The organism is Bacillus fungorum (genome assembly GCF_002746455.1).
GTDB lineage: Bacteria > Bacillota > Bacilli > Bacillales > Bacillaceae_G > Bacillus_A > Bacillus_A fungorum.
In genome coordinates this window covers 88,582-111,381 of the sequence record NZ_NWUW01000007.1, presented here as the reverse complement: position 1 = coordinate 111,381, position 22,800 = coordinate 88,582, and the positions used below count along the sequence as shown (strand labels likewise).

At 36.1% G+C, this 22,800-nt stretch carries 23 protein-coding genes and 1 riboswitch; of the genes, 8 read left to right on the top strand and 15 right to left on the bottom strand.

Annotated features, from left to right (window positions below; all coding sequences use genetic code 11):
• Positions 1 to 101: 101 nt before the first annotated feature.
• The gene (locus tag CO726_RS12485) at positions 102 to 1,238 is read right to left on the bottom strand and encodes a DUF445 domain-containing protein (RefSeq protein WP_136699592.1); all 1,137 of its coding nucleotides are present in this window, start codon (positions 1,236 to 1,238) and stop codon (positions 102 to 104) included.
• 134 nt (positions 1,239 to 1,372) lie between these two features.
• On the opposite strand from CO726_RS12485, the gene CO726_RS12480 reads away from it, so the two are divergent.
• Both CO726_RS12480 and CO726_RS12475 read left to right on the top strand, forming a co-directional pair.
• Complete coding sequence (locus tag CO726_RS12480) at positions 1,373 to 2,425, top strand: YheC/YheD family protein (protein WP_099684444.1); 1,053 nt, start codon at positions 1,373 to 1,375, stop codon at positions 2,423 to 2,425.
• Positions 2,426 to 2,445: 20 nt separating this feature from the next.
• Positions 2,446 to 3,906, top strand: a complete 1,461-nt coding sequence (locus tag CO726_RS12475; protein ID WP_099684443.1) for a YheC/YheD family endospore coat-associated protein — start codon at positions 2,446 to 2,448, stop codon at positions 3,904 to 3,906.
• A gap of 16 nt (positions 3,907 to 3,922) precedes the next feature.
• On the opposite strand, the gene CO726_RS12470 is transcribed toward CO726_RS12475, so the two are convergent.
• Positions 3,923 to 4,168, bottom strand: coding sequence for a hypothetical protein (locus CO726_RS12470; protein ID WP_099684442.1), 246 nt, complete (start codon positions 4,166 to 4,168; stop codon positions 3,923 to 3,925).
• A gap of 417 nt (positions 4,169 to 4,585) precedes the next feature.
• On the opposite strand from CO726_RS12470, the gene sasP reads away from it, so the two are divergent.
• Positions 4,586 to 4,789 carry a small acid-soluble spore protein, SasP family gene (sasP, locus tag CO726_RS12465; RefSeq protein ID WP_000013349.1) on the top strand — a complete coding sequence of 68 codons (204 nt, stop codon included), beginning with the start codon at positions 4,586 to 4,588 and terminating at the stop codon, positions 4,787 to 4,789.
• Positions 4,790 to 4,840: 51 nt separating this feature from the next.
• Here the strand turns inward: sasP and CO726_RS12460 are convergent, their stop codons facing one another.
• The 5 genes from CO726_RS12460 to CO726_RS12435 form a co-directional block, all read right to left on the bottom strand.
• On the bottom strand, positions 4,841 to 5,575 hold the full coding sequence (locus CO726_RS12460) for an amino acid ABC transporter ATP-binding protein (protein WP_098884280.1): 735 nt from the start codon (positions 5,573 to 5,575) through the stop codon (positions 4,841 to 4,843).
• A gap of 28 nt (positions 5,576 to 5,603) precedes the next feature.
• Complete coding sequence (locus CO726_RS12455; RefSeq protein ID WP_099684441.1) at positions 5,604 to 6,302, bottom strand: amino acid ABC transporter permease; 699 nt, start codon at positions 6,300 to 6,302, stop codon at positions 5,604 to 5,606.
• The gene (locus CO726_RS12450; RefSeq protein WP_099684440.1) at positions 6,289 to 7,086 is read right to left on the bottom strand and encodes an amino acid ABC transporter substrate-binding protein; all 798 of its coding nucleotides are present in this window, start codon (positions 7,084 to 7,086) and stop codon (positions 6,289 to 6,291) included. Before CO726_RS12450 ends, CO726_RS12455 begins: the two co-directional genes overlap by 14 nt.
• A 293-nt stretch (positions 7,087 to 7,379) precedes the next feature.
• On the bottom strand, positions 7,380 to 9,380 hold the full coding sequence (locus CO726_RS12440; RefSeq protein WP_099684439.1) for an ABC transporter ATP-binding protein: 2,001 nt from the start codon (positions 9,378 to 9,380) through the stop codon (positions 7,380 to 7,382).
• Positions 9,377 to 11,137: an ABC transporter ATP-binding protein gene (locus CO726_RS12435; RefSeq protein WP_099684438.1), complete on the bottom strand. Its 1,761-nt coding sequence runs from the start codon at positions 11,135 to 11,137 to the stop codon at positions 9,377 to 9,379. Before CO726_RS12435 ends, CO726_RS12440 begins: the two co-directional genes overlap by 4 nt.
• A 590-nt stretch (positions 11,138 to 11,727) precedes the next feature.
• Here CO726_RS12435 and gapN point away from each other — a divergent pair.
• Positions 11,728 to 13,167: an NADP-dependent glyceraldehyde-3-phosphate dehydrogenase gene (gapN, locus tag CO726_RS12415; protein WP_061677872.1), complete on the top strand. Its 1,440-nt coding sequence runs from the start codon at positions 11,728 to 11,730 to the stop codon at positions 13,165 to 13,167.
• Between the two features lie 62 nt (positions 13,168 to 13,229).
• Here the strand turns inward: gapN and CO726_RS12410 are convergent, their stop codons facing one another.
• A complete protein-coding gene (locus CO726_RS12410) occupies positions 13,230 to 13,496 on the bottom strand; it encodes a hypothetical protein (RefSeq protein WP_099684435.1) in 267 nt (88 codons plus the stop codon).
• Between the two features lie 250 nt (positions 13,497 to 13,746).
• Positions 13,747 to 13,928: riboswitch (Lysine riboswitch) on the top strand.
• A 146-nt stretch (positions 13,929 to 14,074) separates the two neighbouring features.
• Here CO726_RS12410 and CO726_RS12405 point away from each other — a divergent pair.
• From CO726_RS12405 to CO726_RS12395, 3 genes are all read left to right on the top strand, one after another.
• On the top strand, positions 14,075 to 15,499 hold the full coding sequence (locus CO726_RS12405) for an amino acid permease (protein ID WP_099684434.1): 1,425 nt from the start codon (positions 14,075 to 14,077) through the stop codon (positions 15,497 to 15,499).
• A 60-nt stretch (positions 15,500 to 15,559) separates the two neighbouring features.
• A complete protein-coding gene (locus tag CO726_RS12400; RefSeq protein WP_099684433.1) occupies positions 15,560 to 16,765 on the top strand; it encodes an ABC transporter permease in 1,206 nt (401 codons plus the stop codon).
• Between the two features lie 101 nt (positions 16,766 to 16,866).
• The gene (locus tag CO726_RS12395; protein ID WP_099684432.1) at positions 16,867 to 17,385 is read left to right on the top strand and encodes a general stress protein; all 519 of its coding nucleotides are present in this window, start codon (positions 16,867 to 16,869) and stop codon (positions 17,383 to 17,385) included.
• 54 nt (positions 17,386 to 17,439) lie between these two features.
• Here the strand turns inward: CO726_RS12395 and CO726_RS12390 are convergent, their stop codons facing one another.
• Both CO726_RS12390 and CO726_RS12385 read right to left on the bottom strand, forming a co-directional pair.
• A complete protein-coding gene (locus tag CO726_RS12390) occupies positions 17,440 to 17,988 on the bottom strand; it encodes an NAD(P)H-dependent oxidoreductase (RefSeq protein WP_099684431.1) in 549 nt (182 codons plus the stop codon).
• 19 nt (positions 17,989 to 18,007) lie between these two features.
• Positions 18,008 to 18,547: an ester cyclase gene (locus CO726_RS12385; RefSeq protein ID WP_099684430.1), complete on the bottom strand. Its 540-nt coding sequence runs from the start codon at positions 18,545 to 18,547 to the stop codon at positions 18,008 to 18,010.
• A 169-nt stretch (positions 18,548 to 18,716) separates the two neighbouring features.
• On the opposite strand from CO726_RS12385, the gene CO726_RS12380 reads away from it, so the two are divergent.
• Positions 18,717 to 19,055 carry a winged helix-turn-helix transcriptional regulator gene (locus tag CO726_RS12380; RefSeq protein ID WP_063223780.1) on the top strand — a complete coding sequence of 113 codons (339 nt, stop codon included), beginning with the start codon at positions 18,717 to 18,719 and terminating at the stop codon, positions 19,053 to 19,055.
• 96 nt (positions 19,056 to 19,151) lie between these two features.
• Here the strand turns inward: CO726_RS12380 and CO726_RS12375 are convergent, their stop codons facing one another.
• The 5 genes from CO726_RS12375 to CO726_RS12355 all read right to left on the bottom strand — a co-directional run bounded on the left by CO726_RS12375 (position 19,152) and on the right by CO726_RS12355 (position 22,728).
• Complete coding sequence (locus tag CO726_RS12375; RefSeq protein ID WP_099684429.1) at positions 19,152 to 20,354, bottom strand: MFS transporter; 1,203 nt, start codon at positions 20,352 to 20,354, stop codon at positions 19,152 to 19,154.
• A 211-nt stretch (positions 20,355 to 20,565) separates the two neighbouring features.
• A complete protein-coding gene (locus CO726_RS12370) occupies positions 20,566 to 21,144 on the bottom strand; it encodes a TetR/AcrR family transcriptional regulator (RefSeq protein ID WP_099684428.1) in 579 nt (192 codons plus the stop codon).
• 150 nt (positions 21,145 to 21,294) lie between these two features.
• On the bottom strand, positions 21,295 to 21,609 hold the full coding sequence (locus CO726_RS12365; RefSeq protein WP_099684427.1) for a DMT family transporter: 315 nt from the start codon (positions 21,607 to 21,609) through the stop codon (positions 21,295 to 21,297).
• Positions 21,610 to 21,611: 2 nt separating this feature from the next.
• Positions 21,612 to 21,956, bottom strand: a complete 345-nt coding sequence (locus CO726_RS12360; protein WP_099684426.1) for a DMT family transporter — start codon at positions 21,954 to 21,956, stop codon at positions 21,612 to 21,614.
• 412 nt (positions 21,957 to 22,368) lie between these two features.
• A complete protein-coding gene (locus CO726_RS12355; protein ID WP_098761311.1) occupies positions 22,369 to 22,728 on the bottom strand; it encodes a MerR family transcriptional regulator in 360 nt (119 codons plus the stop codon).
• Positions 22,729 to 22,800 lie beyond the last annotated feature (72 nt).

Genomic DNA, 22,800 nt, shown 5'->3' with positions numbered 1-22,800 from the left:
CTGCCTTTTACGTGCATTTACATACGCACCTCTTCTTACCATATCAAACTATGCAAGAGATGTGAAGAAATTTCAATTTTATTTCTATGTACTTACCTTTATTATCTAAGAAACAATAATAACAATCCTTGCACGATCCCGATCATTCCGCCTAATAAGGCACCTAAATACGTAATCATTTTTAGTTCATTTTTTGTAATAGACAGAACTAAATCTTCTAGTCTCTCCGTTGAAAATGTAGACACTTCTTGCTGGACAATTTCCGCAAGATGGAGATTGCTTAATATACTTTCTACGTTTTCTGTCCCCCAATTCAAACCTTTCGTTACTGCACTTGGGACTACCTTTTCAATAATTGTTGCTCGAACGGGCTCACATACTTGCTGCACAGATTGGTTTAAAAATTTACGCACTGTTTCCTCAACTTTAACTGCTGACAAAATGGAGTTTATAATTGTTTCCTTTTCTATAAACATTTCTAATTCTTTTACATCTCTTCCTTTTAACTTTTCCCACTCTTTTTGCAGTACGTCAGTTAAAAGTTGCTTCGTACCATCTTGCCCTAAAAACTTAATAACTTCTGGCTGCACACGATCTACTACACTTACATTTCCTAAAAACATTCCGACTAAGTTAAGCAGTGTTCCGCGAGAAGCAAAGAAATCATCAATCATTTTTGAAAGGCGCGCTTTCCCTTCTTCACTTTCAAAAAACCTACTTCCTCTCTCTAAAATAAATGCCGCGACATTTGGGATCGCATTCTCTATTTTTTCATGAACAGAATGAGGTAACGCCTGTTCCCATGTATATGTATAGTACTCCGCTAAAAATGCCTGAATCTTTTCTGTAATCACATGTTCAATTTTTTGAATTGCCTCTTCTTCTACATGGGCTACGTTCCATTTTTCTAACATATGCCGCAGTGATTGTTCATTCGTAATTACTTTATCCGCTTCCACTTGTGCCCATTGGATTAAACCTTTTTGAAACTCTTCATTTGTTAATTTTTTTCCGATTCCTTCTGGTGTTAACAAATGTTCTACAACCATTTTTCCTAATTGAACAGCAAGCTCATCACGGCGCTTCGGAATTAATCCTGGTGTAAATGGCACTTGAAACTTTCCAATATACATAGGACGATGAGGACGAAATAACATTTTTATCGCTAAATGATTTGTGAATCCTCCAATAATTGCTCCGAGCCCTGTCGTCGTTAACATACTTAACCATATATTCATTACAATCAACCTTTCGCTTCTCCAAAACTATAGCATATCATCATACGGACAAAAGTATAATGGTATAAAAACGTATTTGCAATATATAGCTTCGCCTATTATGTCAACATTTTGTTAGTAAAGGAGTGATTTCGTTGGTTCTCGGTATTTTAACTTCTGAGCCTCATTATGAGCAAACGTATTACACCGAAATCGCTAAACGCGCCCGGCTTTATCATAATGTCGTTGCACAGTTTACGCCATTTGGTATGGATCCTAAAACAGATCTTATTTCTGGTCTGATTTATGATACAGATACAGGAAAATGGAAAGAGCAAACATTCCCTATTCCTTCTTATATATATGATCGTTCTTCTTTTAACGAGGAAACAGACTTCGAAAAAGCAAAATCAATTATTCACTCATTACACAATCGTCCTTCCACTACCTTTTTAAATAACACACTCATTGACTTAAGCGAACTACATGATGTATTTTTCACGAATAAAAATTTATCTCCTTATATACCAAAATTTGAAATAGCAACAATACAAAACGTTTTCAAACTGTTATTAAAAACAAAAGATATTATTATACGTCCTACTAACACACATTCCAATGAAAGTCTGTACCGGGTCGCTTATAAAAATAAAACGTTTCATATTGATACAATAAATGACGCATATCATAATTCTACTCCAATCAAACGGACTGATGAATTTATATCTTGGTACAAATCTAATATACGTTCAGCGCGTTACATCACCCATACTATGCTGCAACCACCAAATCAATTATCTTATCCACTCCATATTCGAACCATTTTGCAAAAAAACAAAGAACACGAGTGGAACGTTATCGGGCAATTTATACAAAAAAGCTTATTTCCGAATCAACTTTTACTTTCGGCAACGGATGATTCCTCGTTGCATTCATTTTCAAAAATTAAATACGTACTATCTAGTACCGGTGTACAACTATTACAAAACGCTTTACAAGACATTATAAATGAAGTATTTCAAACACTAGATCAATCTTATTCTTCGTTATTCGAGCTAGAGCTTTCCACCATTATGGATCAAAAAGGGGCAATTTGGCTTATGTATGTCAACACGATCCCCCCGTACGAACATTACATTCGTCATAGTGATTCATTAGCCGAAAAAATATATCACGGACCATTAAAATTTAGTCGCTTTACACCATAATGAAAGGAGGTAAGTCCATTTTGAAAGAGCACATATATACATTAAACATTTCAGATGAGCATCCAAATAGTATTACTTTACCTTATATTTTTTCTATTACACCACCGATTACATCCCTATCCTTCGGCATACGCCATGTTGCCAGTGAAGAGGTTAAGATTCATTATTCCTTCACCCGCAAAATCATTATCGGAAAACAAATTGCAGAAAAACTTTTACTTCCTCATTCCACTACCATTCATGCATTCACGCAAAATGAAACAATTATTTTCGGGCCACTAATCGGGATTTTCACAACTGGTTTTAACGATGACTCTTCTAATCCTGTAGGGAACCGCTCAACTTCTCTTGGCGAGTTACTAACGCCGCCATTCACCTTGCAACCATTTGTATTCGTTTTTGGTGTACAACATATAAACTGGGAAGACGAAACAATTGAAGGATATTTCTTTCAAGAAGAGCAATGGGTAAAGAAAAAAGTCCCTTTACCGAATGTCATTTACGATCGATTACCCAATCGGAAAGCCGAAAATTATAAACCGATCGTAAGAGCAAAAAGGAAGTTAGAACATGACTATGCTATTCCATGGTTTAACCCAGGTTTTTTTAATAAATGGGAAGTGCATCAACTTCTTATGAAAGATGAATCCATTATGCCGTTATTACCAAACACAGAAACATTTCAGCACTTCGAACAAGTAGAACGATTTCTCGGAACGTATAAATCGATTTACATGAAACCGATTCATGGTAGCTTCGGTAGAAATATTCATCAACTATTTTATTCTCAAGCAGAGAATTGCTACTACTGTCGTTATCGCGAAAATGAAGAAAACAAACTAAGAAAGTACCAATCATTAGAAACGCTTCTGAACCATGTGTTAAAAGGACATGATTTAAAAACGTTTATCGTACAACAAGGTATTTCCTTACTTCGCTTCAATGGGCAACCTGTTGATTTCCGCATTCATACAAATAAAAATCATTTCGGCCAATGGATGGTCAGTGCAATCGTCGCAAAAATTGCTGGCAAAGGTAGTTTAACAACACACGTAAATAGCGGCGGTGACACAAAATTACTGCAAGAGCTTTTTCCAGATCCGACGAAACAAGTTCAAATTGAAAACAAGTTAAAACAAACTGCTCTGCAAATAAGTTATGCACTCGACGAACAAGTAACCGGCAACATCGGTGAGATTGGTTTTGATATCGGTTTAGACACGCAGGAAAACCCGTGGCTCTTTGAAGCAAACTCTAAACCTGGGCGAACTGTATTCCAAGATGCGAAGTTAAAAGCACAAAGTGAACTGACGCGCCAATTATTTTACGAATATGCCATCTACTTAACTGAACATTCTTTGCGGGGTGCAAAAGAAAAAATGTCTCAAATAAAATTAGGGGCTTCCTCAAACACCAAACATATCCGGTCCACTATGATTCACTCACACATACGAAAACAAAAACTTCCACCTCATTCATAAGGTGGAAGTTTTCTATTTACACAAGTTTTATTACAACCTCTGTTTCCACATTACATACTCCGCAATAAAAAATATGTTTGCAGTATTCATTTGAATTATTATTTGTTAACCCATCTACTGCACTTAATAATTCTTGGTCCATATACGCACTATAATCGTCTATGTAATCTACAGCCTTCCCATAATCTTGGAGTATACTTTGACAATTTTGACAAGAATATGTTTGTGATTCTAATGCGTTGCAAAGCGGGCAAATTCCCATCACGATTCCTCCATACGTTATCATTTACAAGCTGATTGAAGAGAGCATCTAGCCGTGCATAGGAGCGTTCTATCCCACTCCTACTCAAAATAGAACTATAAATGTAATAAGTTATAAATAAGAAGTTAATGATTTGCCTCCAAATAGCGGGATACAAAAAACATATTTCATATCGCTCTTAGTTTAGCCTTCTTTCTAAAAAATACAACGATTACTCTTATTTCATAATTTACGAAATCACCAATATTTTTTACAAAATTTACAAATTATTATTTCGTATATCTTTCTAGGTAACATCCATACTATGAGTACAAACTTAATTACCGATGGATTAGCGCCAAACGGGGCGATAATCTGGTTCAACTCCAGCTAGTCCAACCAAAAAAATTTTTATAACTCTAAGGAGGATATATTCCTATGGCAAACCAAAGTTCTTACAATCAATTAGTAGTACCAGGAGCAACAGCTGCAATCGATCAAATGAAGTACGAAATCGCTCAAGAATTTGGTGTACAATTAGGAGCAGATTCTACGGCTCGTGCTAACGGTTCTGTTGGTGGAGAAATTACAAAACGTCTAGTTGCAATGGCTGAGCAAAGCCTTGGCGGATTCCAAAAATAAATATATATGGCAAAAAGGTCTCAAGGCATATGCCTTGAGACCTTCCTTCATTTATTGCAACATTTGTAAAAACTTCTTCGTACGTTCTTCTTTTGGATTTGTAAATACATCTTCTGGTGTACCTTGTTCGACAACGACACCGCCATCCATGAAAATAACGCGGTTCGCAATTTGATGTGCAAAGCGCATTTCGTGCGTTACAATAACCATCGTCATGCCTTCTTTAGCAAGTTCTTTCATTACTTTCAGAACTTCTTGAACGAGTTCAGGATCAAGTGCTGACGTTGGCTCATCAAATAGTAACACCTCCGGCTCCATCGCAAGCGCGCGAGCAATTCCAACGCGCTGTTGTTGTCCGCCTGATAATTGGAACGGATATAAGTCTACTTTATCCGCAAGACCAACTTTTTCAAGAAAATAGTTGGCTTTTTTCTTCGCTTCTTCTTTCCCCATCTTTTTCACTGTAACGAGCCCTTCCATTACATTTTGAAGTGCTGTTAAATGCGGGAATAAGTTATGGTGCTGGAATACCATACCTGTTTGCGTACGAAGATTGACAATATCTTTCTTCGATACTTTTTGAGAGAAGTCGAGCTCTTTATTACCGATACGAATACTACCAGCGTTCGGCGTTTCTAGCACGTTGAGACAACGTAAGAATGTCGTTTTACCAGATCCAGATGGCCCGATAATAACAACAACTTCTCCCTTCTCAACTGATAAATCTATATGCTTTAGTACAGTATTATCTCCGAAACTTTTTTGTAAGTGCTGAATTGAAATCATAAAAACAAAAACTCCTTTTATGAAAGGGTTATTTTAGAGTGTAACGTTCTGAACGTTTTTCTAATATTTGTTGCACGATAGATAATAAGAAGCAAATTACCCAATAAATAAGACCTGCTTCGAAATAAACAATTAAAAACTCGTAGTTCATTGCCGCAATTTCCTGCGCTTTTCGGAACATTTCTGTTACTAAAATTAACGATGCTAACGAAGTATCCTTCACTAAGCTAATAAATGTATTTGAAAGCGGCGGGATAGATACGCGCCTCGCTTGCGGTAAAATAACACGTTTTAACGCTTGCGGGTATGTCATCCCAATTGTGTAAGCTGCTTCCCACTGCCCTTTCGGAATGGAAAGAATTGAAGCACGAATAATTTCTGATGCATACGCACCGACATTTAATGAAAATCCAACAACTGCTGCTGTATATGGCTCAACTTCAATATTAAGAGTTGGAAGACCATAGAAAATAATAAATAACTGTACAAGAAGTGGCGTTCCGCGAATGATAGATACATAGATACGAGCAATCCATTGTAAAATACGACTACCTGAAATACGTGCCAGCGCCGTTAACGTCGCAAGTATAATCCCGATAATAAATGTAATAAGCGTTAATGGAATTGTCGTAAAAACAGCTTCCTTCAGCATAGGCATGAAGGAAGACTGCATAATATCTATCCAAGTAGACAATCGATCTGAAACCAATGCACTACTTAGATACATTTTCACCGAACCATTTTTTCGCTATTTTGTCATACGTACCGTCTTTTTTCATATCTTCTAACGCTTTATTTACTTCTTGTACTAGCTTGTCGCTACCTTTACGGAATAAGAATCCACTTTGTGACGCTTCTTTTTCTGTATCTACAATTTTAATTTTTGCATCTTTTTTCGTTTCTAAGTAGTTCAACACTGATAATTTATCATTAATTGTGAAATCAACGCGGCCAGTATTTAATAATTCTGCCGCTTGGCTAAAGCCTTCTACATTTGTGATTTCCGCACCATTTTTCTTAGCAATATCTGCATAGTTACTTGTTAAAGATTGTGCTGCTTTTAATCCTTTTACATCAGCAAATGTAGCAGGTTTATCTTTATCTTTTGCAATAACTAATACCGCTGAAGATGATACGTATGGGCTAGAGAAGTCATATTTCTTTTGGCGATCTTCACGAATACCAACTTCATTCGCAACCATATCGAAACGTTTTGCATCTAGGCCAGCAAGTAAACTATCCCATTGTGTTTCTTTAAACACAGGTTTTACACCTAAACGTTTTGAAACTTCTTCTGCTAATTCAACGTCAAATCCAGTTAATTTATTGCTTGAATCGTGGAATGTGAACGGTGGATATGTACCTTCTGTTCCAATTACAAGTTCACCACTTTGTTTTATCTTTTGTAACGCATCTTGACTAGCTGTATCTTTTTTCTCTTCTTTACCACAGCCCGCTACAATCCCGATCGCTAATGTAGTTAGTGCAAGTACTGAAAATAATTTTTTCATGATGGTAATCCTCCAAGTATTCTGATAGGAATTTAAAAACTATATTGATTGTATGCAATCTTGAACAATTTTTCAATGAAAATGTTCTTATTTAGTTTATCCTTTTTCTTCATAATCAAACAAAAGAGAAAAATAACGCTACATACAAAAAATAAGTAACGTTTTTAAATATAGCATTTATAAAGAAAAAGGTAAAACAATACTTCTTATTTAACAGTCGTGATTCGCTGAAGAATCGATATATTCACCAATAAAAAGAACTTGTGAAAATCACAAGTTCTCCACCATACCTATTAAGCGCTCTGGTTTCCTTCCATTTGCGTTTTGTACATATCGTAATAACGCCCGCGCTTTTTCATTAATTCATCATGAGAACCTTTTTCCAAGATCGTTCCTCTATCAAGTACAATAATTTGATCTGCGCTTTTAATTGTTGAAAGTCGGTGAGCAATAATAAATGTCGTTCTTCCTTTTTTCACAACTTCTAGTGCTTGTTGGATCATCGCTTCTGTCTCTGTATCAATACTAGATGTCGCTTCATCTAAAATTAAAATAGCTGGATCAAAAGCAAGTGCCCTAGCAAACGATATAAGCTGACGTTCTCCAGTGGAAAGTGTGCTTCCCTTTTCTGTAATTTCTTCATTTATATTGTTCGCAAATCTTTCAGCACCAACATCACGCAATGCCTTTACGATGCGATCTTTTGAAATGTTTTCATTTTCTAAACTTACATTAGATGCAACTGTCCCGCTAAATAAAAACGGATCTTGCAGTACGATTCCCATATGTTCACGAGTTGCTTGTTTTGGCATCTCTTTTACGTCGTGACCGTCAATTGTAAGCTTTCCTTTTTCAAACTCATAAAACTGAAAGAGTACATTCATAATGGAACTTTTTCCTGATCCAGTATGACCGACAAGTGCCACTGTCTCACCTTGTTTCGCTTCAAAAGAAATATTTTTTAACACTTCATCTTTTCCATTATAAGAAAACGACACATTATCAAACTTCACATTTCCTTGTAAGCGAGGCATACGTTCTTCTTCTACTGCTTCCCCTTTTTCCTCTAACAATTCAAAAACGCGTTCTGATGCCACACGCGATTGTTCTAAGTTAGCCAGCTGGTTCACCATATTTGTAATTGGTGAGAACAATCGTGTTAAATAATCAACGAACGCATACAGTATTCCTAGCGAAATGATGCCTGAAGCACTTAATGAAGCACCACCGAAATACCAAATCACACCTGTGAAAGCGATATTTCTTAATACAGACACTAAATTATGAGAAGTTGCTGCATTTAAATTCAAAATTTTATTTTGATACTTAAAATAATCGCCATTTAATTCTTCAAACTCTTTTTTCGTTTCACGCTCTTGACGGAACGCTTGAATAATTGGCATCCCTTGAATGGATTCATTCACTGTTCCGTTAATATCTGATAAACGTGAACGCATTTTATGATTGTATACAGACGCATACTTTCTATAAAGAATTGCCCAAACGATTAAAATCGGGATGATGAGTAAACATAACGTTGCCAATTTTACATCGAGTAAAAATAGCGCAGCGAATATCCCGATAATATAGATGATACTAGAAACGAATGTCGCCAGCACCGTCACATATAAATCACGAATGGCTTCCGTATCATTCGTTACACGCGACACAATTTTCCCTGCTGGTAAATGATCAAAATATTGAATTGGCAACGTTTGAATATGAGAGAAAACGTCTTCCCTCATAATTTGAATAATTTTGTTCGCTGCCTTCTGTAAGAAAAATTGCTTTCCGTATGCAAACAATGATACGACTACTAATAAAGCGAAATAGCCACCACCAAGTAATAATAGACGGTTTATTTCTGGTTTATAAAACGCAAACACTTCTTCCTTTGTTAATGCTTTCGCTTTATACACTTGGACCGCCTTACCATTTTGAACGGTAATCATATCATCTTTTACAGTCCGTGATCCTTCCACATTTACTTTATTCGGTACAAAATAATATTGAAAACCAACTTGCATCACACGTACTTCTTTTCCCTTTTTCTCACCTTCCTGGAAGCGATCACTTCGCTTATAAAAGGTACCATTATATGAAACAGCCTCGTCACTCTTTTCTGTTTCATACCAAGGTTTCTCTATTCCAACGATATGATCGTCAATCATCGTTTTCGCGACGAAAGGACCAGCAAGCTCTGCGATGACGAAAATAAATAACATTAGCATCGCTGCAAAAATCGTTCCTTTCACTTTCATCGCGTATTGAAACAATCGTTTTGAAACGCTCATATTTTCACCCCACTATCCGCACTTTCACTTTCCCCTTGTTGTCTTTCAAATTGCTCAGCATACCAGCCTCCGCTTTTAATAAGCTGATCATGCGTACCTTCTTCTATTACTTGCCCCTCATCCATAACGAGAATCCAATCCGCATGTTGTACGGCAGATAAACGATGCGTCGTAATAATCGTTGTCTTTCCGCTTCTTTCTGTTCTTATATTGTCAATAATCGCTGCTTCCGTACGAGCATCAACAGCTGATAACGAATCGTCCAAAATTAAAATTTCTGGATTTTGAATAACAGCTCGTGCAATCGAGATCCTTTGTTTTTGCCCTCCTGATAAAGAAACACCTTTCTCTCCAACGAGCGTTTCTAACCCTTCTGGTAAAAACTCTAAATCCTTTGTAAACGCCGCAATTTCAATCGCTTTCTCGAGTTCTTCTTCCGTCGCTTCTCGGTTCCCGAATAAAATATTTTCCCTCGCTGTTTTTGAGAACAAAATATGTTCCTGCGGTACATACCCAATCCACCCAAGTACATTTTCATTCGTTATTTTATCTAACGTCACATCAGAGACTGCAATATCCCCATCTCCAAGTGGATATTGACGAAGAAGCTGACGTACGAGCGTCGTTTTTCCGCTTCCTGTTTTTCCAACAACCCCAAGCGTTTCCCCTTGTTTTAATGTAAATGAAACCTTTTTTAAATTTGTTTCAGTTGATGAAGGATATGAAAAGGTAACGTCATCAAACTGAATATAATCCGGCTCTTGTACAAGCTTTGGATTTTTCGGATCCTTTACATCTGGTTCATACGCTAACGTTTCATTCACACGGTCTAATGATGCATTTCCTCTTTGCATAACATTGATTAATTCCCCAATTGCAAACATCGGCCAAATCATCATCCCTAAATACACGTTAAATGAAACAAGTTCACCAAGTGTTACCTTTGATTGAAATACAAGATACGCGCCATACACTAAACCGATTAAATAACTAAGGCCAACAAGCATTTTCACAGTTGGCTGGAATAATGCATCAATTCTAGCTACCTTCATATTTTTTTCGTAGACGTCATCTCCTAAATGATGAAATCTTTCTTGATCTGCGTTCTCTTGTACGTATGCACGAATAACGCGCACACCAGCGATCGATTCTAGTACCTTATCGTTCATATCACCGAACGCATCTTGCGCAACTGTAAATCTTTCATGCAATTTCTTTCCATATATATTCATCGCATACGCCATAATTGGAAGCGGTATAAGTGCCGCAAATGTAAGCTCCCAACTAATTGTAAATCCCATCATAAAGACAATCGTAAGCATATATAAACTCGAATCAACGAGCGTTAATATACCGAAACCAGCTGTCATAGCGATCGCTTTTAAATCGTTTGTCGCCCTCGCCATTAAATCACCAGTACGATTTTTTTGATAAAAAGTCGGCGTCATCTTAAGTAAATGCCCCATAAATTTAGAGCGCATCGTCTTCTCCAGTACGAATGCACCGCCAAACAATTGATGTTGCCAAACGAATGTGAGGCCATATCCAACTATCGTAACCCCTATTAAAATAAGAATAGACTCTATAATTGCTTCGTTCGTTAACGTTCCTGTTTTTATGTTATCAATCGTAACCCCTAACACTTTCGGGGGAATAACCTCAACTATATTCACAATTAAAAGAGCTCCAATGGCGATACTATATCTCTTCCAATGCTCTTTAAAAAACCATTTCAACTTTAGTAATACTGAAAACAATGTAACCTCTCCCTTCTCGTTCTCGTTTATCTCTCATTTCTTTATCCACTATCCAGATCCATCACATTTACATTTCGTAACCCATGCAATCTCATCACATTTTTCCACCTTCCAAAATTTTATATAGTAACATGGAAAACAAACAAAAAAAAGCATACCGCCGCTTGACGATATGCACAGAAATGCATAAAAAGCGTACGTTACGATATACGCAACGTACGCTTTTTATAAGACAAAGATGCCCTATATATCCGTACAGGTTGCGTAATGATATAAATGTTTTCTGCCATTTAACAGAGCTAAGCCCATTACATTTACGATTACAATCATTACGCACACCTCCTTCATTTATTTTCCATTTATAATCTTACAACTATATTGAGTATTCTGTCAATTGTTTTTTTACAAGCCGGACAAAAATATATGATACATCATTTTGAAATAAGAGAATGTTCTGTAAGAAAGGGTATACAAAATAAAATAAGAATAAGAAATCGTTTTCACAAACATTTCATTTGAAAAATGTTATCAAACCCCCTACAATCACCTTATACTCACTCTTACAAGTTGCTATTTTAGGAGGACTAATCATGACAACTAGCAATACGTACAAATTTTATTTAAACGGAGAATGGAGAGAAAGCTCTTCAGGAGAAACAATCGAAATTCCATCTCCATACTTACACGAAGTAATTGGACAAGTACAAGCAATTACTCGCGGAGAAGTTGATGAAGCAATTGCATCTGCAAAAGAAGCTCAAAAATCATGGGCGGAAGCTTCTCTACAAGATCGCGCAAAATATTTATATAAATGGGCTGATGAGCTCGTAAATATGCAAGATGAAATTGCCGATATCATTATGAAAGAAGTCGGTAAAGGATATAAAGATGCGAAGAAAGAAGTTGTTCGTACAGCTGATTTCATTCGTTACACGATCGAAGAAGCTCTACATATGCACGGAGAAAGCATGATGGGCGATAGCTTCCCTGGCGGAACGAAATCTAAACTTGCGATTATCCAACGCGCACCACTTGGTGTTGTATTAGCAATCGCACCATTTAACTACCCAGTAAACTTATCTGCTGCAAAACTTGCACCAGCATTAATTATGGGTAACGCTGTTATTTTCAAACCAGCAACTCAAGGTGCAATTAGCGGTATTAAAATGGTTGAAGCACTTCATAAAGCTGGCCTTCCAAAAGGTCTTGTAAACGTAGCGACAGGACGCGGTTCTGTAATTGGTGACTACTTAGTAGAACACGAAGGTATCAATATGGTATCGTTCACAGGTGGTACAAACACAGGTAAACATTTAGCGAAAAAAGCTGCAATGATTCCACTTGTATTAGAACTTGGTGGTAAAGACCCTGGTATCGTTCGTGAAGATGCTGACTTACAAGATGCTGCAAACCATATCGTAAGCGGTGCATTCTCTTATTCTGGTCAACGTTGTACAGCTATTAAACGTGTACTTGTACACGAAAACGTAGCGGACGAGCTTGTTAGCTTATTAAAAGCGCAAGTAGCTGAGCTATCAGTTGGATCTCCAGAACAAGACAGCACAATCGTTCCATTAATCGACGACAAATCTGCTGACTTCGTTCAAGGCTTAGTTGACGACGCTGTTGAAAAAGGTGCTACAATCGTTATCGGTAACAAACGTGAGCGTAACTTAATTTACCCAACATTAATCGACCACGTAACAGAAGAAATGAAAGTTGCTTGGGAAGAGCCATTCGGCCCAATCCTTCCAATCATCCGTGTTTCTTCAGATGAGCAAGCAATTGAAATTGCTAACAAATCAGAGTTCGGCTTACAAGCAAGTGTCTTCACAAAAGACATTAACAAAGCATTTGCAATTGCTAACAAAATCGAAACTGGTTCTGTTCAAATTAACGGACGCACAGAGCGCGGCCCTGACCACTTCCCATTCATCGGTGTAAAAGGTTCAGGTATGGGCGCACAAGGTATTCGTAAGAGCCTTGAGTCTATGACACGCGAAAAAGTAACTGTATTAAACTTAGTTTAATCTTATAAAAAAACAGGCTGCGTAGAAGGAGTTATATACCCCCTTCTATGACAGCCTGTTTTTTAATTTTTATTATATTTCGTATCAACAGCAAGCCAAGTACCGAGCGACGTCATCAATCCTAATAACACTACAAGCACTGCTTCTAAATTCAATGTACCTTGTTGGAAAACATAGAAAACAGATAGCACAGCAATAATAACTGTAATGACTGCCCACACATAGTATAAAGGATGATTCCATTTTTTCTTCTTTTTTTTCTTCTTCCACTTAATAATCACAGTCACCTTCTCTTCCTGAGTTTCTTTTACCCAAACCACTTTTCCCATAATTCATACCTCCAATTAATATGTAAAATTTAATGCTCTACTCATATTTTCAGAGAATGAACTAAACCCTTGTTCCAAAATACACTTTTTAAAAATTTATTTATGAATGAATTCCACCCTTAATTTTAAAAACCTAACTAATCACAAACTCTTCTCTATAATCTGATTATTACTATATCCATTGACGTATAAAAATTCATTTGTTACTCTTAAATACGTTAATTTAATATTTAAATCCTCATTCGTATCTCGGTGAGGTAGAGGTTGCAATCATTAAAAGTATCATTTCAGGAGATGTAGTGGCATTGATGAAAGAATGAGAAAGGAATGGTTGCCGAAGTAAGTCGTGTCCACCATGCACGCTTGCTGGGTCTGCATTTAATAAGTGCAGAACTGTCACAAACGTTTCGTTTGTGGAGAGCTATCGAGAGGTATGTCGTGGGTTTCTTATAAGATAGAAAGCATGTAGCGGCAAATTACGTGCTTTTTTTGTTTTGTTTGGAACTTCTCTTCTCTAATAGGAAGACATACATATCTCCTCGCTTGACTTGGTTATACTAACTTTGGAGGTATTTTCTATGCAGCAAAAAAAATGGGGCTTTTGGGTACTCACAGCTTTCGTTGTCGGTAACATGGTTGGCGCTGGTATTTTCATGGTACCAAGTACGTTGGCACAAACAGCAAGCCCTCTCGGTGTCACTTTAGCTTGGTTAACAACAGGGTTTGGTGTTTTAATGCTAGCTCTTGTTTTCGGTAATTTAGCAATTCGTCGTCCTGATTTAACGACAGGACCACAAAGCCATGCATATGCTTTATTCTCAACACCAAAAAAGAAAAAAATGGCTGGCTTCAGTATGGTATGGGGATATTGGGTTGCAAACTGGGCAAGTAACGTTGCCATCATTACATCTTTCGCGGGATATTTATCACTCTTCTTCCCAATTATGAAAGATACACGACTACTATTTTCAATCGGTTCGTTTAACATAGAAGTCGGAAAACTAATTACATTTACGATTTGTTCCATCTTACTTTGGGGAACTCATATTATATTAACAAACGGTGTAAGCGGAGCTGGAAAGCTAAACTTCTTAGCAACAACAACGAAAGTAACTGGATTCCTTTTATTCATCGTCGTTACTTTATTTGCATTCGAAGCTTCTAAATTTGGACAATGGTACACACCGATGATCGATAAATCAGGTGTATCACACGGTCTTCTTTCACAAGTAAATTTAGCTGCTCTTACAACACTTTGGGCATTTATCGGAATTGAATCAGCAGTTCTTTTATCAAATCGTGCTGTTTCTCCAAAAACGGTAAAACGCGCAACAGTTGCGGGATTACTTATTACAGTTGCGATTTACTTAGGAATTACAATTTTAACAATGGGTGTACTTCACGTTGATAAATTACAAGCTTCTGAACGCCCATTAGCAGATGCACTAAATGCTGCAATGGGTCATGGCGGCGGGAAACTGATGGCATTACTTGCTCTTACTTCCCTATTCGGTTCCATCTTAGGCTGGATTTTATTAAGCTCAGAAGTACCGTACCAAGCAGCAAAAGAAGGTTTCTTCCCTTCCTTCTTCACAAAAACAAATAAAAAAGGAAGTCCAATTTACTCATTACGATTAACAAACATTATGTCGCAAGTGTTCTTATTCTCAACATTATCAGGAACCATTGCGGAAGCTTATACATTCGTTATTACCGTATCAACACTGGCCTACCTCATTCCATATCTCGTTTCACCAATCTTCCAGTTAAAACTAGTCGCAACTGGTGAAACATATAAAAATGAAATGCGGGCAAGAATTACAGATGGTATAGTCGCAGTTATCGCACTTTGCTATGCACTATGGGTTATTAAAACGGGTGCATCTGATATAAAAACGTTCCTTCTCGGAATTGGTTTATTCGTAATCGGCTTTGCCTTCTATCCATTAATGAATCGTGATCAGAAAAAAGATAACGAAAAGAAAAACGAGCAAGTTGCATAACGCAATTTGCTCGTTTTTTCTTTTGCAAAACATATATAATAGAACAAAGAGGTGAAAAACATGTCAATCGAATCGCTATGGAGCATCCGCTTCCAACAACATATGCAAAATATCATTACATACTTCGCACGTATGATTAACGGTTTACTATATAGCTTTATCTTCGTTGCCTGTATAGGTGCTTACTATTACGCAAAGTTTCTTAAGACAGCTCCTTCTAAAGGACTATCTTTACTACTCATCACGATTGTACTTACATTCATTATAACGAGATGCCCTATCCGTACATTTATTCAGAAACCTGATGCTGTCTATTTACTCGCACTAGAAGAGAAATTAACATCTTATTTTAAAAAATCTCTTCTATATAATTACATCATTCAGCTTTTCCCATTATTATTTACGTTCCTTATTCTCGTACCACTTGCACTGCAATCATTACAATTAACTGTACCTTTCTTATGTACAATCTTTATCGTTTTAATGATTACGAAAGCTTGGAACATGTACATACATTGGATGTGGCGTGATGGTTATGAAAAAAATATATGGCTGATCATCCGTATTACTTGTAACGCCTTACTCATTTACATGCTGTTTTATTCGGCAAATGTTCTCATATTAGGCGGATTGCTCTTGCTACTTGCTTTCCTGCTTCTATACACGAAAAAACAGCCTACAAAACGAATACCGTGGGATTACATAATCGAACAAGAAGAGAAAATGGACGTTCGTTTTTATCAATTTGCTAGCATTTTCACCGATGTTCCGCAACTGAATAAGCAAGTAAATAAAAGAAAATGGCTTACAAATTGGATTGAACCTTTATTACATAAAAAAAGAGCAACTTTCTTCTATTTACATACACTAGCATTTTTACGTGGAAATGATTATTTTGGTATATATATTCGCTTAGGGTTAATCGGTGCCTTCGCCTTATATTTTATACCAAACATATACGTAAAAGGCGCTATCGCATATATCGTCCTATATATGATTTCTATGCAGCTCCGTTCACTGTGGAAATATTTTTCGGGAAATATTATTGTAGCATTATACCCAATCCATACTGAGAAACGAATGAATCAATTTCTTCACTTAATCTTTATATTGCTAAGTATTCAACTCATTGTATTTTCAAGTGTTATACTCATTGCTACAGGACAATTACTACATGCTTTGATTATTATGGTAATCGGCGTACTTTGGATAAAATTTATTATTGTCCCAAAAACGAAGCAACGCATTTCTTCGTTTCTCCTTTAAAAAATGTAACAATTGATTCATTCGGCTGGGTAAATTTTGCGAAGTTATGGATACAGCCATCCACGTATTAAAATGTGTATGTTTATAAAAGGAGAAGAACCATGAAACGCAACCTAGAAAAAAGACTTTTCTATCTATACACGGGTGAGTTATTTTCAGTCATTACTTTTGTTTTCACAAGTTACTTACTTAATTATGCTTATCCTACATTACATTTATATTCCCTATCTTCTTTTTGGGTCTCATTTCTTCTTTTAGATTTTATCTTACTACAAGGAACAATTTACTGGTACGTAAAGTGGCAACGACTAAAAAAAGAGAAAACATCTATTACACCTATTAGGATGATTCAATGTTTAAAAGTACTTAAAAAGATAAATATAGCATTGATTATCACGGGATTTATTACGTTTACTATTGATTTTGTAATTTGGTATCCCCACTTACCTTTAGGCGGGCTATCATTCACTCTATTTATTTATATTTTTGCATTACTTGAGTACATTAACTATTATCATACTCAGCTTTCACACGATAACATCTCTGATATGAAACATTTAATTAAATCAAAAAAACTAAAACAGTCCTGTATAAGTAAAGATTTTCAACGTATTTCATGAAAGAGAAGGTACTACATCCTTAGTAGTACCTTCTTCACATACAGATGCAAACTATTATTTAATTACTCCATCTAAATGATCTTTCAAGTTCAATAAATACTGCTCAATATTCGGATGCTTCACCACATCATAACAAGCAAAACTCTTTAAAGGGCTCATCCCAAGAAACTTCTGCACACGGTGTAAATGACTAAGCGTTGATTCTAAACTTTCTCCTTCAAAGAACTTCGTCTTATCTCCAAATGCTTTCTCAGGCGCATTCCAAGTTGTAGAAAACATATACTGCTTCTCTTTTAGTAAACCACCTGTTCCATATTCATCAGCACCTTTAAAGAACAAACCGTATTCATATACTTCATCCATATACGTTTTAAATAAGCCAGGTATACTAAACCAGTAAATCGGTGTTTGATAAATCACAACATCCGCCCATAAAAACTTATCTTGTTCTTCTTTAATATTGTAGCCATCTTGAACCGTTGTTGTTTTCACATGATGATTCTCGCTTAATACAGTGACCATATAATCAACTAACGTTTTATTTAATCGTCCTTCCTTTGTACCGTATTTTTCATGTCCATTTATAATGAATATATTTTTCATCGCTTTTCTCTCCCTTATTTTATTCCTCGGCTATTAACCCAAGTTGCTGTTTCAGCGTAAGATTATCTTCTAAATGCCAGTCTTCCGTTATCTTTCCGTCTTTCACATGTAAAATATCAATTGCAAAAAAATTGATCTTCTTATCATTATGCGTTCCTGTAAAAGAAAGACGAGCTGTTACTTTATCACCAACGACTAATAAATCTTCAATCTCGCAATGTATATCAGGCACAACTTTACGAAAATTTTGCGCCGCAAACTTTAATCCTTCAGTGCCTTGTGGTCGCCCTTTTGGCAACGTATTATCGAAGAATTTTTCAGAAACAGTCTGCGGAATAAGTTCCTCTTTACCTGTATCCCAGAATGCATAAAAACGCTGCGCTGCATGAACCATTTCGGTCGCTTCCTTTTTACTTAGTGAGGGATCAATTGTCATTGCTTTTGGCTTTGGCATTTCTTTTAATAACTGGACTTCCGTTTTTTCTTCCACGCCGCATGCTACAAGCACAATACAAACAACAAACAAACTAAGGAATCCAAACAACTTTTTTATCCCCATGGAAATCACCTCCTCCTCATCTAAACTCTTTTTATTCCTTATTGCTATTGTATATGCACTAACTTCCTTTATGGAAGTAGTGATATTTTTTTCATATAGTTACCAAAAGTATAGTTTTGTGATACCATAAAGAAAATTCATCCAAAAAAATTTTATGGAGGCTAGTTCCATGAACAATATAGATCCAGTTGAATTAACGAAAGGTTTACCTGGCATACCTTGTCCTATCGCTAAAACCCTTGACGTAATTAGTACAAAATGGACGTTTTTAATCATTCGTGATCTTCTTATCGAAGGAACATTACGATTTAGTGATTTACAAAAATCAATGGACGGGATTAGTCCAAAAACTTTATCGCTTCGACTAAAAGAATTAGAAGCACAAGGCATTATAACGAGAAAAGTATATCCAGAAGTTCCACCTCGTGTAGAGTACACATTAACGGATAAAGGAAAGCAATTAGAGGGGATTTTTATTGAATTAAAACGATTTGGATTAAGTTTATAAAGTGAAACTTTAATGAACCTAGCTCCGCACAAATAGCAGGATAAACGAAAAGCCCCTTACCATAACAATGGTAAGGGGCTTTCATAATTCACTACATTACTTCGCAAAACTTTCAGCTAGCTGTTTCTCTCTCCACATAAATGTAATGCCGAGACCAACTATTAAAACAACTCCTGAAAATGCATATGGATAATGAATATTCATATCAAACAATATTCCGCCCATCGCTGGTCCTGCTATATTTCCTAAACTCGTATAAGTCGAGTTCATACCAGCAACGAATCCTTGCTCTTTTCCAGCTGCTTTTGATAAAAACGTCGTTAAAGCTGGACGAAGTAAATCAAATGCTAAGAAAATAAAGCAAGTAACAAGAAGTACAATCCAATAATTAAAGACGATAGTTGAAACGAACGCTAATACTGCACCTACAATTAAACAGATTTGAATTAACACTTTTTCACCAAACATATCAACCAATTTACCAAACATAAATACTTGCACAACTACCCCAAAGATTGAACTAATTGTAATAATTGCAGCAATATCTTTCGGTGTGAATCCAAACTTATGATCAGAAAACAGACTAAACACAGTTTCATACGCCGATAAACCGAATGCAAGTACAAATACGATAATAAATGCGATTGCATACATTGGATGTAACGATTTCTTTAAATCACCAATAAAACTTGATTCTTTCGTGTTAGAAGAAATCTCTGCAAGCTCTTCTTTCGTTAACGGTTCTTTTAAAATAAAAATAGAAATTACACATGCTAAAAAGGCAATTGCCGCTGCAACGAAAAACGGCACACGTATACCGTATTCTGCAATAAATCCGCCAATTCCAGGCCCTATAATAAATCCGGTACTAATTGCCGCCGATAAATATCCCATCGCCTTTGGACGTTCCTGCATAGATGTAATATCAGCAACATATGCCGTAACACCAGGCATAATAAACGCAGCACTAATTCCGCCTAACACCCGTGCTGCATAAAGCATCCATACATCCGTTCCTAATCCAAAAAGAAGCTCTGAAACACCAAAAATAAATAATCCAATGATTATCATTTTCTTCCTACCGTAAAGGTCGACCCACCGGCCTGTAATAGGTGAAGCAATAAGCTGAGCCATTGCAAACACTGCAACGAGATAACCCATCGTTTTCCCTGTTAAACCCATATCATTCATAAAGGACGGCATAACCGGAATGATTAATCCAATCCCTAAAAAAGCGATAAATATATTACTCAAAAGAATGACCAATACCATCTTTTGTTCTTTTATCGGTTTCTTCACTTTTTAACACCTCTTCCCGTAAATTCCTCTCAAAAAATAATGCCCAAGAAGCTTTTTCTTTATCCTGCTCTTTGTGGGCTAATCATGAGTAGAGATGCCCCACTCATTAGAATTTCACTCTATCCTTCCACACATACATAAGCATTAGGTGAATGACTATCATTCATTTTTCCTCAAAAATGAACCTACCTTTTCAGACAGGTTCATCTTACTACTTCTTTATATGTAATGCATGTGTTAAAAAATCTAGTACTTCTGCCTTTTGTAGCTCGACTTGTTCATCATCTTTATGATCATATAAATAAACTTGTTCCGCTGCTGATTCAACAAGAGCGATAAATAACTTCGCTGTTCGCTCTGCATGAACCGAATCACGAATTTCGCCGTCTTCTTTTGCTTCACTTAAAAATTCGCTTAGCCACATATAAAGAGGCTCATACACAGCTTCCCATTCTTTTATATGTTCAGTAGATGCAAGACCCGCATACATTAAAGCTTGTATTTCACGATATTCCTCTATAAAGTGAAACACCGCATCTATTACTTGCGTCACTTTACTTGAGAAAGGTGCATCGTTTTGCACTTTTTCTTTCACTGCAAGTATCATCTTTTCAACCATCACTTCTGCTATTGCAGGCATAACAGATAACTTAGAAGGAAAATATAAATAGAAAGTTCCTTGTGCAATGCCAGCCAATTTCACGATATCAGAAATCTTCGTTTTTTCAACGCCCTTTTCCTGAAACACTTCAATAGCTGCATAGACAATTTTTTCTTTTTTATTCATCATCTAAACCCTTTCACACACATATTGAATGACTGTCACTCATTTTATAAGATAATTGATTGTACTGTCAATGATAGTGAACTCTAAGAGGAAATTATTTTTAATATTAAAAATCTCCTAACAAACCATTAGGAGATAAAATGCAGTATAGCCTTACGAAAGAGCCTTTAATCCTGTCACTCCACATACAATAAGAGCCACACTAATGATACGTGCTTTATTTTTCGACTCACCAAACAGGAACATGTTTAATAAAACGGCACCTGCTGTTCCAATACCAATCCAAACCGCATAAGCGACACTTACTTGTAAAAATAAGAAAGATGTATACAACAATGCGAAGGAAGTTGCAAATCCCCCTATATAAATCGCGCCATTTGCTAACGTTTGATCTTTACTATACATTTTAAGTCCTATCACACCGACTATTTCACTAATTGCAGCACAAAATACGAAAAACCAACCCATCTTTAAGCAGCTCCTTCCATAGTCTCTTCTTTATTGTCAGCTAACTTTAAACCAATAACGCCAGCTACAACCATCATAATAAAGAATAGTTTTCCTACACTGAAACTTCCGCCAAAAAGAAATACATCCATTAAGAAAGTACCTACCGTACCTGCTCCGGCAAACACAGCATATACAGTCCCTGTTGCAAGATGTTCACACGCTTTAGAAAGAAAGTGAAAATCAACAGCGATAACTCCTACAATAATAATCCAATGCCACCAAGTATCAGCCGTATTAAAACCAAACACCCAAAAAATTTCAAAAATACATGTTAATATGACATATAACCAAGCTCTATTTTTCATACCTCTCACCTCTTATGACTGACTATCAGTCATTTTTATTTTTAAAAAATATACTCCTTCATCACTACTATATAAAAGACAACTATCATCCTCATTTACCATTATATTTGTTCCATTTCCAAGCTAACTACATCCTTTCACTGAAAATGACTGAATGTCATTCATAAATATTGTACATGAATATTTTAAAAACTGTCAATGCCAAAAGGTTATTTAAAATTTCTTTCATCCGATTTGTATATTTCTCAATAATCTGCCAATACTGCTAGTAACATAATATTTTCTCCACTCCCCCTTGGAGAAATCCCTTGAATGGAGCAGTTAGCTTTTACTATCTGCTCTTTTTTATTTGCCAACACACTATGAGATCAAATCCATTTTTATCATTTAACTAAGGAGCAGATTATGTTTTCTATTTATTTTCCAAAGAGGCCTTGTATGCAATAATTTTATTCTCAAGCATCTTTTCTGTAATTACTAAATTCTCTCTTTGAGTTTGAATAGATGTTTTATGGTTTTCTAACAATTGTAAACGAGCTTCAGTTGTATGCTCTCCTTCTAAATATAACCTAGCGTATTCTCTTATTTTCGCTATTGGCATTTGCGTTTGTTTTAATTTCATTACAAACTGCAACCATGTTATATGTGATTCATCATACACTCTATTTCCATTTGTATTACGATTTGCAATTAATATATTTTCCTTTTCATAATAACGTAATGTATGAGTGCTAACTCCTATTAATTTAGCTACCTCGCTAATTGTGTACATACTCTAACTCCCTCCACACATCCTCATATATTTTATAGCCTTATCAAATTTATAAAAAAACATTTGACTTAG

Bases quoted from the DNA above. Each gene is read 5' to 3' on its own strand.
- CO726_RS12485 (WP_136699592.1), bottom strand. From the start codon at position 1,238: ATGAATATATGGTTAAGTATGTTAACGACGACAGGGCTCGGAGCAATT.
- CO726_RS12470 (WP_099684442.1), bottom strand. From the start codon at position 4,168: ATGGGAATTTGCCCGCTTTGCAACGCATTAGAATCACAAACATATTCT.
- sasP (WP_000013349.1), top strand. From the start codon at position 4,586: ATGGCAAACCAAAGTTCTTACAATCAATTAGTAGTACCAGGAGCAACA.
- CO726_RS12460 (WP_098884280.1), bottom strand. From the start codon at position 5,575: ATGATTTCAATTCAGCACTTACAAAAAAGTTTCGGAGATAATACTGTA.
- CO726_RS12455 (WP_099684441.1), bottom strand. From the start codon at position 6,302: ATGTATCTAAGTAGTGCATTGGTTTCAGATCGATTGTCTACTTGGATA.
- CO726_RS12450 (WP_099684440.1), bottom strand. From the start codon at position 7,086: ATGAAAAAATTATTTTCAGTACTTGCACTAACTACATTAGCGATCGGG.
- CO726_RS12440 (WP_099684439.1), bottom strand. From the start codon at position 9,380: ATGAGCGTTTCAAAACGATTGTTTCAATACGCGATGAAAGTGAAAGGA.
- gapN (WP_061677872.1), top strand. From the start codon at position 11,728: ATGACAACTAGCAATACGTACAAATTTTATTTAAACGGAGAATGGAGA.
- CO726_RS12410 (WP_099684435.1), bottom strand. From the start codon at position 13,496: ATGGGAAAAGTGGTTTGGGTAAAAGAAACTCAGGAAGAGAAGGTGACT.
- CO726_RS12405 (WP_099684434.1), top strand. From the start codon at position 14,075: ATGCAGCAAAAAAAATGGGGCTTTTGGGTACTCACAGCTTTCGTTGTC.
- CO726_RS12400 (WP_099684433.1), top strand. From the start codon at position 15,560: ATGTCAATCGAATCGCTATGGAGCATCCGCTTCCAACAACATATGCAA.
- CO726_RS12395 (WP_099684432.1), top strand. From the start codon at position 16,867: ATGAAACGCAACCTAGAAAAAAGACTTTTCTATCTATACACGGGTGAG.
- CO726_RS12390 (WP_099684431.1), bottom strand. From the start codon at position 17,988: ATGAAAAATATATTCATTATAAATGGACATGAAAAATACGGTACAAAG.
- CO726_RS12385 (WP_099684430.1), bottom strand. From the start codon at position 18,547: ATGGGGATAAAAAAGTTGTTTGGATTCCTTAGTTTGTTTGTTGTTTGT.
- CO726_RS12380 (WP_063223780.1), top strand. From the start codon at position 18,717: ATGAACAATATAGATCCAGTTGAATTAACGAAAGGTTTACCTGGCATA.
- CO726_RS12370 (WP_099684428.1), bottom strand. From the start codon at position 21,144: ATGATGAATAAAAAAGAAAAAATTGTCTATGCAGCTATTGAAGTGTTT.
- CO726_RS12365 (WP_099684427.1), bottom strand. From the start codon at position 21,609: ATGGGTTGGTTTTTCGTATTTTGTGCTGCAATTAGTGAAATAGTCGGT.
- CO726_RS12360 (WP_099684426.1), bottom strand. From the start codon at position 21,956: ATGAAAAATAGAGCTTGGTTATATGTCATATTAACATGTATTTTTGAA.
- CO726_RS12355 (WP_098761311.1), bottom strand. From the start codon at position 22,728: ATGTACACAATTAGCGAGGTAGCTAAATTAATAGGAGTTAGCACTCAT.